Here is a 16,267-nt window from a genome sequence, read left to right on the forward strand (position 1 = left end):
TTACGTTGTTAGACGCCCAAATTTTCATAAGCCCGGATGTATGCCTGGGCATTTGCCTGCCACGTCCTCGTAGCCAATACTTCCTGCCTGCCAGCGGCGCCGAGCCGCTTCCGTAAACCTTCATCATCAAGCAATTCGTACAACACCTCAGCCAGTCCCCCGGGATCTTCAGCGTTCGCCACCCTGCCGTTTACGCCGTCGTGCACTATCTCCCGTAAGGCGTCCAGGTTGCTGGCCACCACAGGCCGGCCGGAGGCCAGGGCCTCCACAGGTTTGAGCGGGGTCACGGCCCGGGTAACAGCCAGGTCCTTGCGTGGAACCACAAAGATGTCCAACGCCAAGTGGTAGAGGCGAGCCTGCTCCGCAGGGACGCGCCCAGTGAAGATGGTCCGTTCCGAAAGTCCCAGGCGCCGGACTTGGTCCTGAAGAGCGGGTGCGGCAGTGCCGTCTCCGACCAAAACCAGCTTCAACTGTGGCAGTCGTGGCGCAAGCAGCGCAAATGCTGTGACCAGATCGTCAAGGCCTTCATAGTCGACAAGGCTGCTTACTGTCCCGATATAAGGCCCGTTCGGGTCCAGTCCCAAAGCCAACCGCGCCTCGCCCTGGTCGAGCGGTTCAGACAAGTACGCGCCGCCCACGGCGTTGGGGCAGATCAGGATTTTGCTGTCCGGGACGCCCATGGCCACGATGTTGTCTTTCATGGACTCGCCGAGCGTCACCACAAGGTCAGCGCTCTGCATGACGTCGGCTTCCCGTTCGGTAAAGAGCTTGTACCGTTCGCTCCGGCGGGCTTCCTCGCCACGCGTTGACGCCCACGTGTCAGCCAGTTGTCCTCGAACTTCATATGCCCACGGGACGTCCAAGGCGTTTGCGACTTCCCGGGCTACCAGGCCGTTGACGAAGTGGGTGGTGGTATGGAGCACCGACGGCCGGAAGTCACGGGCGAGGGACAAAATGCCTTCGGCCTGCTGCTGTAGGCGACCATCCATGGACGGCTTCATGCGCGCTGGCAGGAGACGTTCGTAGCGCACGCCGTCAACAACGTCATGCTGCCGGGCCGCCAACGCGCCGATCTGCACGGGGTAGCCCAGGCGCGTTACGGCCTGCGCTTCCCAACCAGCGTCCTGCTGGGCGGTCAGGATCGAGTGGCTGCGCCGGGCGTAGCCGCTGCCGGTATGCGGCGCGGAGTTCGTCAGCAGGTGCAGGACCCTGCGTGGTTGTGGTTTCACTGCAGATGGCGTCAGCGTTGGACGCCACCCTTGGAAGACGCGGACTTCGGATTCAAGCCGCTGCCGCTGTTTCGCCATGCCGCCCCGCTCGCCAGCGAGGACGACGACGGCGCCGCTCATGTCGCCGTCGTACCACTTGCGTCTGGCGAGGGTCGCCGGAGCCCGGGTCGCCCCTGCGGCGAGGGGCAGGAACACGTCCGCCCACGCTGGCTGTCCGGCAGCGACGGCTACTTCCGCGGCCTTGCGGGCACGGTCGCCATCAAGACCGGCACGGACGGCATGTTCAAAGCGACGGGTGAGCCCGGCGGTGTCCCCCGCCGCATGGCTGGCCAGCAGGAAGAAGGGACGGGCAGAATGGGGCGCAAGCCTGGCCAGGAAACGAGCAAGCGGCCTGACGATCCTGGACGGCAGCCGGCGAAGGACCTGGAGGAACAAAACAAAGGGTGACTCAGTGAGGTGCTCCGACACGGTTCCTGCAGTCAGGGCAACGTTCTTGAAGAGTTGGCTCACGCAGTCCCCCGAGCGTCCGCGGGCTCCGGATTCACCAACGAGGATATTGAGTCCATGTATCGCAGGGCCAACTGCGCATAGTCGGCGTTGTCCCTGACCCAGTCGCGTCCGCTGGTGCCTGAGGCAAGCCGGCTTCGGTCCTCGGAAAGCTCCCGCCACAGCTGCGCCACCGCTTCTGCGTTCGCCGGGACGACGTCGCCTCCCCCGGCCTCAATGATGATGCGTTCGGCTTCACCCCGCACCACTGCCGTGACGTGCCTGCCAATGGCCAGAACCTCGTAGGTCTTGGACGGGACAGTGGTCTCGAACGATTTCCAGTCATCCCGGAGGGAGACAATGCACGTATCCGCCTCACGGTATTTGTCCATGACGGCCTGACCCTGCAATGACGGGAAGAAGGTCACGGGCGCATTGAGCTCGCGGGCCAATCTCACCAATTGCGGGCGGCTGGTGCCGTGACCCACCAATGTCAGGTGGAATCCCTCGCCCAGCAGCGCGCTTGCCCTGATGAGGATGTCCAGGCGCTGGCTTTTGCCATGATTTCCGAGGTACACGGCGTGGAAGACGTCCCGTTCCAGGGCAGGTGGCTCAAGGAAAGGCATGGAGTCCAGATCAAGGCCGTTGCTCACGGTAATCACGTTCTTGATGCCGCGGTCCCGCAGCGTCTCTGCGAAACCGTCGGTAACGGTGACCACCAGGTCCGCTCGCTGCTGGACGAACTCGACCACACGCTCCACAAGGCTTTTGACGCTGCCTTGCACGATTCGTGCGTCGCGGGCCAGGTCCGGCCATGCGTCCCGCATCTCGACGATGAAAGGCACCCTGCGTAGCCGGGAAAGTACGTATCCGGTTGCCAGCGTTGGGAGGCTCGGAGCGGTGGCGAGGATCGCGTCGGGTTTCTTGCCGCCCAAGCCTATCGGAACGGACATGACAGCGGAGAAGAGTTGGTCAACGAAGCGTGCCAGTGGCGAGGTGCCAAGATGCCGAAGGTACGGCACGCGCCTGATGGTTTCTCCGTGCGGGCCTTCCTGGTGGGCGAAAGCGAATCCGGCCTTTCGCCGGGGCAGGTCCCGCTTGCCGTTGGGATAGTGCGCAACGGGAGCGACGACGTCGACGTCCCAGCCCGCCTTCCGGAATTCCCGGGTCAGGGACAGCCAACGGCGCTGCGGCGGGCTGTGCTCCGGCCAATATGAGTGGGTGAGCAGCATTAGACGCAACGGGAATGCAGGATTTTCGGCAGCCGCGTCCCTGGGCAGGGAGGTATCCATGGACTACTTGCCGTTGAGGCGGGGTCCGCGGATCCCCTTTGAGCGCAAGGCACGGAAGTACGCAAGGCCCAGCAGCAGCAACACCAGGACCGTCAGGCCTTGGACAAGGGGGTTGTTCTCCGCGACGGGAGCCAGGGCCACCTTCAAGGGGCCGGTGATGTCTGCGCTGACAACTGGCGGGGCGGCGGTTTTGGTAGGAGTCGGTGTGGGCGTGGGCGTTGCTTCAGCCGTGGCCGTTTCGGTCTCTGCGGGGACTTCAGGCTCCACAAAGAAGTTCTCAACTGCCACTTCGGTGGGGACAGCAGGAGCTGGCGACGTAGCAGGAGGAGTCACAGTGGGCACTTCCGCGGGCGGAGCGACGGGCACGACGACGGGAGGCACCACGGGCGCGGGAGCTGGCTCTTCGGATGGCTGGGCAGGGGCCGTAGGAACTGGTTCCAGTGTGGCCGGAGGCGAGGTCGGCTCAATCACCGGCGGGATGATGACCGGAAAAGTGGGTTCGGGTGTCGGCGATGGGTCCGCCGGCTGTTCCGCGTCCGTGCCGGGGTTGGTTACCGTGGTGGCCATGGCCGGCTGGGTACTAAAAAACCCGAGAATAGCCAGCAAGATGACCACTAGTGCGGCTTGAACACGTCTGATTCCGGTGCCCAACTTTCCCCCCGTTGATATGTCGTACAGAACGCCAGCAGCGTCCGTTCCAGCGCGTCCACCCGAATGAGGGTAGGCGCGGCCACCAACAGCAGGAGGGCAGCCCGGTTTAGTCTAGCGTATGGATAACAGTCATTTGATTCCGTAGGATCGTCTGCTGATGCCGACCCCAAGGAATTCATGACGCTCATTCGCGGAAGCCGTCCACGCATCAAAGTCCTCCTCGCGGCACTTGTGCTCACTGCCGGAGTTGGAGGAACCGCGTTGGTTGCGCCGAGCCCCGGCACGGTGGCGGAGCAGCCAGCCCAGGATCAACGGCCGGCCCAGGATCAACAGCCCTCTGCAGCCCCGAAGCAATCGCCGGCTGCCCGAGCGCCGAAAGCGGCAAGCTACCCAATTGGTGGTTACTTCGTTTTCGCGTCCCCCAGCAGTTCCAGGAACACCCAGAAGCTCAGTGAAATCAAAACAGCAGGCGCTGACACTGTCATCACGTTTGGAACGATCCTCGCGCCAGCTACCTTGGCAACGCTTCCCAAGGAGTGCGTCATCGATGGAGTGAATTGCGCCAAGGCTGCTGCAGGAAACCTGGAGGTCAACCGCTATTTCACCTACTCCGACGGAAGCGTATGGAGCAGCCAAGCCGTGAAGTGCCCCCAGGACCGCAGGATCACCAGCCAAGGCAAGGCATTCCTTGTCCTGGTGCTTCCTGCCCAAGGCACCGGCTGTACGTCCACGAACGGGAAGTACGACGTCGTGGTTGCAGGGGGTGGCGCTGCCGGCGGCATGGATCCAGCAGCGTCCCTGGCCCTGGCGGCCACGAAACTTGGCATGAAGTTCTATGCCGGCTTGCCCCTGCCGGTGAAGAGAACGGATACGGCGTACCTCCCCGACGTTTCCTATCAGGGAACTTTGACGCTCTTCACGGAGCGCTTCCTTCAATATCAGGCTGCGACGAATAACGTGAAGGGCCTGGCTGGCTTCTATCACAGCACAGAAATGCCCGTCACCGATGGCCACACCTTCGATCCCATTCTGGATCTGTACCGGATGCAGAATCAGGCCATCCATCGGATCCTTCCCACTCGTGGGGCAATCGTAAGTCCCTACCTTGACGCGCGGGTCAGCGCTTTCAGCATCAGCCTTACCGAGGCTCGCAAGGGGATCCGAAGAATCGCCCAGACGGCCAGTGGGCTGGTTCTGAACATCGCCATCCAAGATGGCATGGGCACCGGCAAGGGTGGAGCGTTTCAGTCGAACGAGGCGAACTCGGCGGTGGACCGCTATGCGGAGAGCATCGTGGGCAAGGGCTCGTGGAGCAGCAAGTACGTGGCACCCATACGGGACTATTTCCTGGCAGCTGCTGCGGGCATTTCAGGAACGGGCGCGGTGCTCTGGGCGAATTTGGAGGGCATGGCTCCGGCCACAGCTTCGAATCCTTGCGGTGACAGTCTCCGCGGCCAGAGTTCCAAAGCGAGGATAGACCGCCAGCTGCAGCAGCTTTCCAACGCGCAGAAGATCATTTCCTTCATGTGGGATTCGTATTACACCTGCGTTGGTACGGGCGTCCCCCTCAAGGCCCAGGTGGAGTCTGGAATTGCAACGCCGATTATTACCGACGCGACTTTTGACGCATCCACCGGGCAAGTGCGGATAACAGGCTTCAATCTTTCAGGTGGCAACGCCCAAGTGAAGTGGACCACAAAAGCGGGGCAACGCCTCGAGAAAACCGTGAAGCCGACGAGCACAAATACTGCGTACGGAGTCCAGAGCGGCATGAACCCGGAACTGGAAATGATCCTCGTAAATGTGGGCAAAACAACCCTTGCTGCGGGCCGCTACTACACCGTCAATGTCACCAACCAATGGGGTGCGGAAAACGACGCTTTCTATTCGCAACGGGTCTACACAGCACAGTCTTCCCGGGACGCCAAAGGCTAGCCCCGGACCTTGGGTGTTTGTCCATTTGTTAGAATCGACTCTGCTGCTGCCAACTCTAGGAATACATGACGCACCCTATTGATACCGAAGCCGTTGCGACGGACTCCCGTCCGCGACGTCAAAAGAGCTCCAAAAAGACGGCTCGAAACGTCCTTCTCGGCTTCGCGGCAGCAGTGGTGATCATTGGCTTGGTCTGTGGTGCCTACATCTTTAACCTGGCCCAGACGTTCAACTCCGGGACCACGAAGATCGAGAATGCCTTCCCGGACGAGGCAACCCGACCCACCAAGAACGTCACGGGTGCCATGAACATCCTGGTGATGGGCAAGGACAAGAACGCCGACCGTTCTGTAGACACGGATGACACCGCGCCCACCGACCAACGCACCGATACTCTGATCTGGGTCCACGTCCCCGCAGACCGGAAAAACGTCTTCGCCGTTTCCATCATGCGTGACACGTGGGTGAACATTCCCGGGCATGGCGAGGCGAAGATCAACGCCGCCATGGCCCAAGGCGGGGTTGCCCTGACAGTGCAAACTGTGGAGTCGCTCTTCCAGCAACGCATCGACCACGTAGCGATGGTGGACTTCGAGGGATTCAAGGGACTCACAGACGCGTTGGGTGGCGTGGAAGTGAACATCAAGCAGGGATTCACGCCCAGCGTGCTCAAGGGCAAAGTGACGTTCCAGGCGGGTAAGAACCTGCTCGACGGCGAGAAGGCGCTGGCCTTCGTCCGTGAGCGCAAGTCCTTCCCCGACTCTGACTACTCGCGTGTGAAGAACCAGCAGCTTTTCCTGAAGGCGGTCATCAGCAAAACGATCTCCCGGGACACCCTCACCAACCCCGTCAAGGTCAACAACATGGTGGATGCGATCTCGCCGTACATCAGCGTGGATAAGGACTTTGACGCCGCCACCATTGGTGGACTCGCACTGCAGTTCAAGGACCTCCGCGAGAAGGACACCATCATGTTCACCCTGCCCAACTTGGGTGTGGGAACCTCGGCCGACGGGCAGTCCATCGTCGTGGCAGACAATGCGGCCATCTCGGAGATTGCTGCGGCCATTGGACAGGACCAGCTTGCCGCTTATGTAACGGCGAAGGGGCTGGGAAGCTAGGCTCCTCAGCTGCTTCAAGGGTCAAGGTGACGCGTAAATGCTGCTCACCTTGACCCTTGGTCGTTGGATGCAGATCAGATGTAGAACCGGTTCTTCCGCTCAGTTAGATCCAACTCATGGCACCACTCAGCACGTTCCAAACCTGAAGAGGCCCCATCCAAGGCGGCCTCCAGTTGGGGCACATCCAGGACATGCTGATCGCGTGTGTAGATAAAATCGTCCTTTGCGTTCACCAAGCTCCGGTCGGTCTGCTCAGACGTGTAGGCATGCACCGAAGGACGCGTCCAGAAGATCCCTTTGCCGACGATGCGGGCCGGGACACCGGCGGCCGTTGAGTTGGACGGGATGCTTTTGGTGATCAACGCCCGGGCCGCGAGGATACTGCCCGAACCCACCCTTGCGCCTTTGAGCAGCAGGGTGTCTTCACCCAGCCACACGTGGTCCCCTACCCAGACGGATGCGCTGGGATTGATTCGCTGGTGATTACTTGCCGAATAGATCAGATGCGGATCCGCCGTGCGGAATACCACGCGCGAAGAAAACATTGCATCGCTGCCGATGATGATGTGTTTGCGTTCTGTTGGCAGGAAACGCGCTTCGGAAGTAAACGATGCTTCTGGACCCAAATAAAACACTGACTCATCGAAAACAGTGGTAACTAACCGTAAATAGAGTGGCGACGTGCGGATATGAATCACAGCGTTATTGCCCAAGAACCGAAGCCGAGAATTGCGCAGCTTGGCTCCGTCCTCCACATAGAGCACATTTCCAGTCCCCGCAAACTCCACGAAGGAATCGTTAAATTCCGACTCGGGTGTTCGGTTGAGGTGGACCACGTTGTCCCGGACGGCGGAGACATCTGTGTAGGAACGAATGATCTGGGTTTGCCCCGGTCTTCCGGAGCCAGCCACAGAGACGCTATCTGACATTTACCGGCACCTCATGCGTAGAGGGCGCCTCATCCACTACGGCAATGACACTTGAGGCCTTCCAGTCCACTGCTCCAAAGGTATCCACCGCCTCATCAGCCGAACCGGCATCGTGGACCACGATCAACAGACGTTCTGACTTCGCAGCGATCACGAACCTCAGGGCGAGCAGGTCCGCCATCGCCCAGCCGTCCAGAGGCTCGACGACGGCAACATGTGAAGCCCTATGCTCGCCACGGTCAAGGGAATCGCTGGACACATCGCTTTCGGCATCGCCCACGAAGTGGACCTCCATCGTGTCCCCCTTGATGTCTGCGCCGTAGCTGCGATACCGAAAACGGGCGAACTGCTCACCGTCCAGGAGCACATATGTCTCTGGATGCTTTGCATGGAGACTTAGAGCAGATGCACTCATGGAGTGCTGCACTTCCTGGTTCGAATCCGGCATCAACGAACCGGGCAGAGTGCCAGTCCACTGGGTTCCGTTGGCTTCGATCGCAATAACCGCTGAAAGATGCTGGATCGGATCGTAAGCCGGATGGAGCTGTTGCTTTTCCGAAGTGAACTTCAGGAAGTCGTAGGAATGTTCGGACATCGACTGCAGGAATCTGGTCTGACCTAGCCAACCTTCAATGAACCAGTTGGCGCGGGCAATCTTGGAGCCGACAGCATCAACCCGAATCTGCACTTGAATGCCGTTCTCTTGGGGGAAAGAACGTACTTCATCGACACCCATCTCCCGGTGCTGCGGACCGCTCAGAAACCCACGGATAATGCCTAGCATGGCGGGCAACGCGGCCCGTGCCACGTCAGAGTGGACACCAGCGACGCGGTACTTCGTAAGGTTCGGAACGTCTCCAACAAGCTCGATGAGTGAGTGGTTGCTGAGTTCATCGGAGTTCGTGTAAAAGTAGTCGATTCTTCGACCCTCAGCGAAGTATTCGCGCAGGCTGTCCTCGGGCTGCTGCACGTCGTGGAGTGCACGGTTCCGGAAGAGGTTGTCTCGAAAGAACGGTTTGTTGAAGTAATAGGGCAAATTCATTTGCGGCACAGCTAGCAGGAGCTGGGCGGCCGGGAAATCCTTTGCATAGTGGATGGCTATGCTGCCGCCTTTCGAAGCTCCGAAGAACAGCATCTGTGCTGGGTCGATACCAAAGCGGGTCCGTAGATCCTCGATGGCCTGCCACACCCGGCCGTACAGAGGCCTACCCGCGTTGTCCACCATCATGTACGAGCCTGCGGCAAGGTACCGGTCCTGAAAGCACACCATAAGGGTGTCCTTCAGGTCTGCATTGGTAATCGCTTTGAGGTAACTGACGGCGTACGAGATCCGCGAAGTTGATGGCCCGAATCCCGGGAAAGTTATGAAGAGCTTCTTGGGATTGGTGGTGTTGCCCCGTAGCGAATAGTAGGTATCCCCGTGCTGCTCCACGCCATACTGGTGATCGTATTTCAACTGCTGCGGAGTAGTGAAAGCACCGCGGCCGATCTTCAGCTCATAAGGTGCGTCGATGTCCAGGGTAAACCGCTTGGGATCCCTCGACGTGACGATGATGTTGCGATATTCAAGCGGGAAGCCGCGAGCCGGGGGTTCTATCTTGTTCCCATAGATCACTTCGCCGTCCTGGAGCAGCCTGAATCCCTTGCCCTTATGCACTTGCCACTTTGCAATAGTCAGTTTGGCAAAGTACGTTCCTTGCGGCAGGTTTTCGGACGCCAACCTGCGGATGCTGCCCTCCAAGCCTTTTGCCTTGATAAATCGCCGTGCTGGTGCGTTGACTGGGGATGCCATCAGTTTGCGGGCGAAACCGGTGCCAGCCTGGGAGTAGGCAGCATCTACGGCGATGCCAGTGATGGTGCGTTTTATGGCTCGGATCTTTCTCATTAGAGACTCAGCATCCTCTCAACGATTTTGGCATTGATTCTTTGGGGGTCCACTCCCTGGAAGAAGCGTTCGCGTCGGGCACTGAATAGTTCGTGGGGTCCGAGGTAGTCCTGATGGACGATGTGCTTGATCAGCTCTGCATGCTCCTCAAAGACCGGGCCCAAGCCATCATCGCGGTAGTCCACTCGGCCTTCGTAGGGTTGCTCATGAAAGAAGTCCGCTGCGTCCCAGTGGTAATAGGCGATAGGCGTACCAATATAGGCAGCGTCAAGCACGGCCGAGCTATAGTCCGTGAAGACCATCTCAGCCGAGGCGATGGCTTCCCGATAGCTCAAATCAGTCCTGACAACGTTCTTGGAGAACCTGAATTGCCCGGCTCTCTTTTCCACGTTTGGATGGAGTTTTACGTGGAGAGTCCGGCCGGTTTCTTCGAGGAATGCCAGTAGCTTCGGGTCCGCCAGAACGGCGTCGATTGCACGGAAGTACTCCGATTGGGCGAATTGTTCGGTGGACACTTGGTGCAGGTTGAAACGCCACGTTGGCATGAAGAGCAGGTGCTGTGGCTCATGTGGCGTTCTGGTCAGGGCCTCGAAACGGGGCAGACCTGAGTTCAAGGTTTCGACGGGAGCAAGCTTGCGCAGATAGTCGGCTTCGAGTTGGCCGGTGGCAACGAACAAGTCGAAGTATTTGGAAAGGATCCAATCGGTCATATCGTTCAACTGGATGCCGTGTTGTAGATAAACAAAGCGGGAGTTCGCGAAGGACTTGCCCCGGTATCTGATGTTGTAGATCTGGGACGAAACCACCAGGTCCGAGATGAGGAACTTCTCGTAGAACTCGGTAGTGAAGATCGGGATCAGTTTGAAGCCCTTTGCTTGCAGCCTTTCCCAGTCCGGCGACTTTGGGTTCAACGCAAAGTACGCCTCTGTGTACTCCGCATGGTTCGCCGTGAAATATTCGTACAGGTGCTCAGCATTGTCGTCTGCCTGTAGGGGCCTATCAAAGAAGATCAAGGTTGAGCCGGGAGTGATGGGCCGGCTGTAGAAGTCGTAACTGGCAGCCCGTGAATAGCCAGGGCGTAGATCTCGCGGGCGATACGACTTCTCGATGACTACAGTGTCCCCGCCGAACTGCAACTCGTAGAGGGGCGGCTGCGTCCCTTCCGTGGGCTGGCCTTCTCTGAAAGACAAATATGAGTCACTGTTGCTCAGCTGCTTGTAGAGGTGGGTGTCGGATTCCGGGTCAGAGAGCCAGCGAATCCAGGATGCCTCCACCGGCTGCAAAGGTTCGACGAAGCGGAGCAGTTCCACGAGACGGTACGAACGAACCACGTCACGGAGATTGGCCAAGGCCACCTGTGTCACCTTCCCAGCACGCATGCCGCGAAGGAACAGCGCAACATATCGCACGAGGTGAAGGCGGACCTCCTTCGAAGCCGTTGGAATCAGTGGGACCAGCCGCGTGACATCCTTAGCTATTTGCAGGCCAATGGCGGATTTGGTGTCGGATGCAACTGAGAAGCCTGTAGCGAGAGGCTTTACCGTTCCGATGGACCAGTACAGACGGTAACTGAGATACAGTGCCGAGCGGTCGACGTCGCCAATTGCTTCCAACGCGTCAGCCAGCCTGCGAGTGTTGAAAGCAACGCCGAAAACGTCGGTGTCCCGGACGTAACGATAGGCGTCGTCGATCTTGGTTGATGCCACGTTGCTGGCGATGGCGCCGTTGTAGACGACCGGTTCCGCGAGGTAGACACTCCGTGTGCGGAGGTATTCGAGCATCGTCGTCATGTAGGACGCTGCAAGCTGGTGCGATGTCTCCATGAACACGACGTACTTGCTCTCGATGATCCCGCAGAGCCTGGCGATAACTTCCGTTGTGAGCGTTTCCTCAACATGAAGGCTGGTGAATTGCGATTCGTAGCGTAAGCGCGCCGCCAGAAGCCGCCGGTACATTGCGGACTCACGGTCCAGGGGGCCTGGTTCCCCGAGGACGATTGTGAGCAGGGGTTTTGAGTCGGGCATCTGAGTCCTAGGGAATCGATGGCAGCGAGATCCCATGGGCGCAGATCCCTCTTGCCTACTTGTAGTTCAGATACACAGTGCGGACTCAAGCAGGATCGTGACGCGGATTACTGGAGTTGTGGACTGGCATCGACTGTGGTCTGTCGTGGAAAAGAGCCCTCGCTAGCAGTTGCCGGCCAATCCAAGGAATACATGACCCTCCCCGCTGACTAAGAAACGAATGCGACCGAGCGACCACGTCGCGGGGCTTCTTGGCGGCGCCTAGATTTTCAATCTGGCCCAGACATTCAGAGCTGGGACCGCCAAGATCGAATCCGCATTCCCCAATGAGTCCACCCGACCGCCGACGACTGCGACCGGGCGATGAATATCCTGGTCATGGGCAAGGACAAAAACCCGAACCGAGACCTGAATCCCGGGGACACGGCAGCGACTGACCAACGCACGGATACGCCGATGCTGGTCCATATTCCTGCAGACCAGAAGAACGTCAATGCCGGCAAGCAAAGCTTGAATGGACTGAGGCGTCGGCCATCGTTCGTGGGCTCAGGTCTTCCCGGACTGACTACATCAGCGTCAAGAATCTGCAGCTCTGCCTCAGAGCGGTCATCGGCAAGACGATCTCCAAGGAGACTCTGCTGAACCGGTGACAATCAACAACATTGTAGGAGCCATTTCACCGTTCGTGAGCGTTGACAGAGACTTCTACGCCGCCACGATCGGAAGCTTAGCGTTCCAGTTAAAGGACCTCCGCGAGAGCGATACCGTCATGTTCACCCTCCCCAATCTCGGTCTGGGTACATCCCCGGACGGGCAATCGATCGTGGTTGCAGACATGGCAAAGGCGTCCCGGCCTGTGCCGATTGCGAATCCTTCCACACCTCTCATGGCGAAATAGATGCAAATTTTTGGCCACAGGCCTGCTCGGTGCGTCAACTTCGCCCGAACCCGGGTGTTAACTTTTCCGCTTCTTATCTTCGGATATTTTTCGTACCAAGCGCCAGAGGGATTAGTTGATGCATGTGTCCTATCGTTTTCAATCCTGTGGGGGCTGTTTAGGTTACGTCCGAAAACTCAACGGCTCATTCATAGCACCTATCATGGGGTCATGGGGAAATTACCGAGGGGCAGACGAACCCGTGCAACAGGATCCAGACGCTGCGCAGTCCCCGCTCTGATTGGGGACTACGTCCCGACTCTGGCTGATAGTCGTCATGGGAGCATTTGGTCCCCCAGCGGCGCTTACGGGGTCGCTAACGGCCGGGATAGCCATTCGGCTGTTTGCCGACGGGCATGCCTGACATCTGCCAGATCTGAGGGAAAGGCTGCTGATGCTGCAAGAGGTTAGCGCTCAATCCCTGAACACGGTCATGCTCTTCAGCGCCGGCGCTATCCTCGCAGTTGTCGGTGGTTTGGCCATGTTCCTAATGCCTTTGCGGTTCAGGCTTGCAATCATGACCATTCTCGCGGTTCCCCAATTGATCGTGCCTGGGTTGATCGAATCAGCATCCGTATTCCAAGTCTGGGTTGCTTCCTGTGGCATTGTGGCAATGATCCGCGAGAAACCAAAATTTCCATCCATTTACGGCAAGCTCTTGGCAACGCTGGCTATCCTAGCCTTGGTCGCGGCGCTATGGTCCCCACTGATAAACATCTCGATGATCGCGGCGATGCAAGTTATCTCCTTGCTTATTATTGCCCTGCACGCGGCTTACGTTTTAAAAGAAAGCCCAGCGGGGCTTACATTGGCCTTTCGATGGCTGTCGGTTAGTGTCATTGCGGAAGCAGCCTTAGTCGTCTTATTCCGCCTGCGCCCCGATCTGGAGGGTGCCTTCCTGCAGACCCAAGTGGCGAAGCTACTTATTGGAACTGAAAAGCTAAACAACTTCTTCGCTGGCTCGCCAGACAACGTCTTCGACCCAGAAAAAGCGGGCGGACTCTGGCTGAATGCAAACACGGCATCGATGTTCCTCGGTGTTGCGGCCTGCGCCTTCGTCGTCGCATACAAGAGATACCAATCGAAATGGTTTCTCGTGACGGCGGCCATCGCCGCTAGTTCCATATCCTTCGCCGGTTCAAAAACTGGGCTAGTACTGCTGGCGACAATGCCACTTATCGCCTGGGTCACGCCACTGTTGGCGCGCAGGAGGGGCCGAGCATGGATTCTCCCGACGGCGTTGGTAGCATTTCCAGTTTTCCTGGCCGTCCAGTCCCTTATTGATGCCATTCTCCCGGCGAAGTTTGCCGAGGACTCCGCCCTGTCCTTAGGAACGCGGGCCGTTATCTGGGACGTCGCAAGCGAACTTTTTATGGAGCACCCCGTATTAGGGCTCGGATTCGGTGGGTGGGGTGAGAATTTCTTCGCCTACAGCGGCGGCGCACTCGGGCGTACGTTCCCCCCACATAACATCCTTATCGCGACATGGTCCGATTATGGAATCGGCGGGGCGGCCGTGTTGGTGGCCCTCATAATTGCGCTCATATTCGGACATCTCCGCCGAATGGGCTCCCCACCAGTTCCGGTGTCGTCAGCATGGGGATGGAGCCTGGCGGCGTTCTTGTGGACCTGGATTCACGGGATGGCGGATGCCACCACGTTTTACGGCGATATCAGGACCGCCACTGTGCTCGGCCTGCTGACAGGTTTCTTGCTGTATGACCCCCAAGTAGCTGAAATCAAGCGGGTTCGGCTTATGTCGTCAACGACGGACGCTCCGTTCGCGGCTTGCGGCCCAAACGCGCCCTCAGCATAGATTGCGCCGAGTCGGATAATAGGGCTCGGTCCGGGCAGGGGGCCTGACGGGCTAACAGGGGCCCGCGGCAAGAGCCGTCCCCGAGGTTACGCACATGGGAAGGCCTATTTCGCTGACCAATCTTAGACCGTGCACGGCTCAATCGGCCTAAGCGTATGCCTGTTTGCACCCCCGTCGGCCTGTGACAGAATTCAGAGCAAAAGGCGAGTATTACGCTCGCTTGGGTTAGCGAACCTAGCCGTTCTTGTGGGCCGCTTATGATTGGGCCATGTCTGTAACCATGGCCCTGATAAATTCCATTGGCGCTTCCCACCTAATACCGTTCCGGCTTCGAACGCTACTGTTGAGAGCTGCCGGCGTGGAGATGAACCTACGAGGCAAGGTGGCGCCCGGGGTTGTCATTCGGACCAAGTCACTCACTTTAGGCAAGCGTTCGACGATAAATTACCAATGCATAATTGATAATCGCGCGCCAGTCACTATCGGCGACAACGTCGGGATAGGAATCGGCGTCAGGCTCATCACGAGTTCACACGAGATGGATGACCCGACGGTTCGCGCCGGAACCTCCACGCTCGCACCGATCACGATAGGCGATGGAGCATGGTTGGGAAGCGGCGTGACGGTACTGGCGGGCGTCACCATCGGAGCCGGATGCGTGATAGCTGCCGGCTCCGTGGTGACCAAAGACTGCGAAGCTCACAAACTCTACGGGGGAATCCCTGCCAAGTTTATGCAGGAATTGGCCACAGCCTAGCTGGCACACGCACGCCAGCAATACGATTGGAATCGAGTCAAAATGGCCACTCCTAAGGGAAGCATGAAACTTCTGTTCGTCACGCGATCGATCCCTGCGCACATAAATGCCGGTGGGATGGAGGGCTTGGCCTGGGATCTGGCTAAGGAACTGTCACGAAGCTCGGAAATTCACGTACTAACCACGACCGTTCCCGGCCGGAGCGCGCAATTTGAATCTGACGGCATCCAGGTCAAGACGCTCCCAGGTACAAGACCAGGACGATATTCCTCGAAGTGGTGGGTCAAGACTGCGTTTTGGCGCCAAGCTCGGGACTATGATGCCGTGCTAAGCGTTAGCGCAGGGGCGAGCAGCATGGTCCGGCTGAACAGGTCTCCGCGGTACGTCTTTCAGGCTCATGGAACAGCGTTCTCCGAGCTTCAGGCTGTGCTATCTGGCAAGCCTAGGCTCTGGGCCTTGAAGGCACTCCGTATGTCCTACTGGGACGCCATCGATCGGGGCACGTACAAGCTTGTTGACGCTGTGGTGCCCGTAAGTGGAGTAGTCGGCGAGAAGCTCAACCACCCTAGATATTCGCGTGCAAGGGCGAAGACCGAGTTCGCCGTCATTGCCAATGGCGTGTTGACCGAACCGACCCTAGCGTCGGATGGCTCGGCTCGTAAACGGTTTGGGTTGGCCGCCGCGGATGACGTCGTAGTTTGCGTATCGAGGTTGGTCCGTCAGAAGGGCGTAGACCGCGCCATCGAGGCTCTCGCTGCGAGCAGCGCCGACACTAAGCTGCTGGTCGTTGGTGATGGCCCCGAGTCTGGTGCCCTCCGGGAATATGCGCTCTATGCGGGTGTTAGTGATCGAGTGGTATTCACTGGCCAATTGGATAAGGATGGAGTCCATGACGCCCTTCGCGCTGCTGACGCCTTCGTCTTCCCTGTACGGGACGCGCAACGCGAAGGACTACCGCTGGCTGTCCTTGAGGCCATTGCCTGCGGCCTGCCAGTCATCGTCCCCAAAGATTCAGATTGGGACACCGATCTTGTTCCCTGCCTGAGATTCACAAACGTCGCCGACCCGAGAACCCTTTCCCGAGCAATAGCCGATGCCGTCGCCGCCGAAAGGGTCACGTTGCCGGCGATATACACTCGCGAATCTATGGTAGCCAGTTACAAGAGCATCCTTGGACTCTCCTAGGCAGGGAAGCTCTGACGTCG

The 16,267-nt window shown here is 58.8% G+C and carries 12 protein-coding genes; 6 read left to right on the top strand and 6 right to left on the bottom strand.

The window, feature by feature from the left end:
* Window positions 1-8: 8 nt before the first annotated feature.
* From LDN82_RS17015 to LDN82_RS17025, 3 genes are read right to left on the bottom strand one after another with little or no spacing between them, the layout of a single operon-like run.
* Entirely contained in the window at window positions 9-1,739 is a 1,731-nt protein-coding gene (locus tag LDN82_RS17015; protein ID WP_224165131.1) for a glycosyltransferase family 4 protein, read from the bottom strand.
* Window positions 1,736-3,007, bottom strand: coding sequence for a glycosyltransferase family 4 protein (locus LDN82_RS17020; protein ID WP_224165132.1), 1,272 nt, complete (start codon window positions 3,005-3,007; stop codon window positions 1,736-1,738). The genes LDN82_RS17015 and LDN82_RS17020 overlap by 4 nt, the downstream gene beginning before the upstream one ends.
* A gap of 3 nt (window positions 3,008-3,010) precedes the next feature.
* Entirely contained in the window at window positions 3,011-3,574 is a 564-nt protein-coding gene (locus LDN82_RS17025; RefSeq protein ID WP_224165133.1) for a hypothetical protein, read from the bottom strand.
* Between the two features lie 261 nt (window positions 3,575-3,835).
* Here LDN82_RS17025 and LDN82_RS17030 point away from each other — a divergent pair, with 261 nt between their 5' ends.
* Together LDN82_RS17030 and LDN82_RS17035 are read left to right on the top strand one after the other, a co-directional pair.
* Window positions 3,836-5,593, top strand: a complete 1,758-nt coding sequence (locus LDN82_RS17030; RefSeq protein ID WP_224165134.1) for a DUF4434 domain-containing protein — start codon at window positions 3,836-3,838, stop codon at window positions 5,591-5,593.
* A 65-nt stretch (window positions 5,594-5,658) separates the two neighbouring features.
* Window positions 5,659-6,714 (top strand): LCP family protein, encoded by a 1,056-nt coding sequence (locus LDN82_RS17035; protein WP_224165135.1) that lies wholly within the window; start codon window positions 5,659-5,661, stop codon window positions 6,712-6,714.
* Between the two features lie 74 nt (window positions 6,715-6,788).
* Here the strand turns inward: LDN82_RS17035 and LDN82_RS17040 are convergent, their stop codons facing one another.
* From LDN82_RS17040 to LDN82_RS17050, 3 genes are read right to left on the bottom strand one after another with little or no spacing between them, the layout of a single operon-like run.
* Window positions 6,789-7,643, bottom strand: a complete 855-nt coding sequence (locus tag LDN82_RS17040; RefSeq protein ID WP_224165136.1) for an acyltransferase — start codon at window positions 7,641-7,643, stop codon at window positions 6,789-6,791.
* Window positions 7,633-9,528, bottom strand: a complete 1,896-nt coding sequence (locus LDN82_RS17045) for a hypothetical protein (RefSeq protein ID WP_224165137.1) — start codon at window positions 9,526-9,528, stop codon at window positions 7,633-7,635. The genes LDN82_RS17040 and LDN82_RS17045 overlap by 11 nt, the downstream gene beginning before the upstream one ends.
* Entirely contained in the window at window positions 9,528-11,552 is a 2,025-nt protein-coding gene (locus LDN82_RS17050) for a CDP-glycerol glycerophosphotransferase family protein (protein WP_224165138.1), read from the bottom strand. Before LDN82_RS17050 ends, LDN82_RS17045 begins: the two co-directional genes overlap by 1 nt.
* A gap of 685 nt (window positions 11,553-12,237) precedes the next feature.
* Here LDN82_RS17050 and LDN82_RS17055 point away from each other — a divergent pair.
* The 4 genes from LDN82_RS17055 (at window position 12,238) to LDN82_RS17070 (ending at window position 16,247) form a co-directional block, all read left to right on the top strand.
* Window positions 12,238-12,450, top strand: coding sequence for a hypothetical protein (locus tag LDN82_RS17055; protein ID WP_224165139.1), 213 nt, complete (start codon window positions 12,238-12,240; stop codon window positions 12,448-12,450).
* A 433-nt stretch (window positions 12,451-12,883) separates the two neighbouring features.
* On the top strand, window positions 12,884-14,305 hold the full coding sequence (locus LDN82_RS17060) for an O-antigen ligase family protein (RefSeq protein ID WP_224165140.1): 1,422 nt from the start codon (window positions 12,884-12,886) through the stop codon (window positions 14,303-14,305).
* A 268-nt stretch (window positions 14,306-14,573) separates the two neighbouring features.
* A complete protein-coding gene (locus LDN82_RS17065) occupies window positions 14,574-15,062 on the top strand; it encodes an acyltransferase (RefSeq protein WP_224165141.1) in 489 nt (162 codons plus the stop codon).
* A gap of 117 nt (window positions 15,063-15,179) precedes the next feature.
* Window positions 15,180-16,247: a glycosyltransferase family 4 protein gene (locus LDN82_RS17070; RefSeq protein ID WP_224167561.1), complete on the top strand. Its 1,068-nt coding sequence runs from the start codon at window positions 15,180-15,182 to the stop codon at window positions 16,245-16,247.
* Window positions 16,248-16,267: the final 20 nt, after the last annotated feature.

This window comes from Arthrobacter sp. StoSoilA2, assembly GCF_019977195.1.
In the GTDB taxonomy this organism is placed as follows: domain Bacteria; phylum Actinomycetota; class Actinomycetes; order Actinomycetales; family Micrococcaceae; genus Arthrobacter.

Bases quoted from the DNA above. Each gene is read 5' to 3' on its own strand.
- LDN82_RS17035 (WP_224165135.1), top strand. From the start codon at position 5,659: ATGACGCACCCTATTGATACCGAAGCCGTTGCGACGGACTCCCGTCCG.
- LDN82_RS17070 (WP_224167561.1), top strand. From the start codon at position 15,180: ATGGAGGGCTTGGCCTGGGATCTGGCTAAGGAACTGTCACGAAGCTCG.
- LDN82_RS17030 (WP_224165134.1), top strand. From the start codon at position 3,836: ATGACGCTCATTCGCGGAAGCCGTCCACGCATCAAAGTCCTCCTCGCG.
- LDN82_RS17020 (WP_224165132.1), bottom strand. From the start codon at position 3,007: ATGGATACCTCCCTGCCCAGGGACGCGGCTGCCGAAAATCCTGCATTC.
- LDN82_RS17065 (WP_224165141.1), top strand. From the start codon at position 14,574: ATGTCTGTAACCATGGCCCTGATAAATTCCATTGGCGCTTCCCACCTA.
- LDN82_RS17045 (WP_224165137.1), bottom strand. From the start codon at position 9,528: ATGAGAAAGATCCGAGCCATAAAACGCACCATCACTGGCATCGCCGTA.
- LDN82_RS17060 (WP_224165140.1), top strand. From the start codon at position 12,884: ATGCTGCAAGAGGTTAGCGCTCAATCCCTGAACACGGTCATGCTCTTC.
- LDN82_RS17025 (WP_224165133.1), bottom strand. From the start codon at position 3,574: ATGGCCACCACGGTAACCAACCCCGGCACGGACGCGGAACAGCCGGCG.
- LDN82_RS17050 (WP_224165138.1), bottom strand. From the start codon at position 11,552: ATGCCCGACTCAAAACCCCTGCTCACAATCGTCCTCGGGGAACCAGGC.
- LDN82_RS17040 (WP_224165136.1), bottom strand. From the start codon at position 7,643: ATGTCAGATAGCGTCTCTGTGGCTGGCTCCGGAAGACCGGGGCAAACC.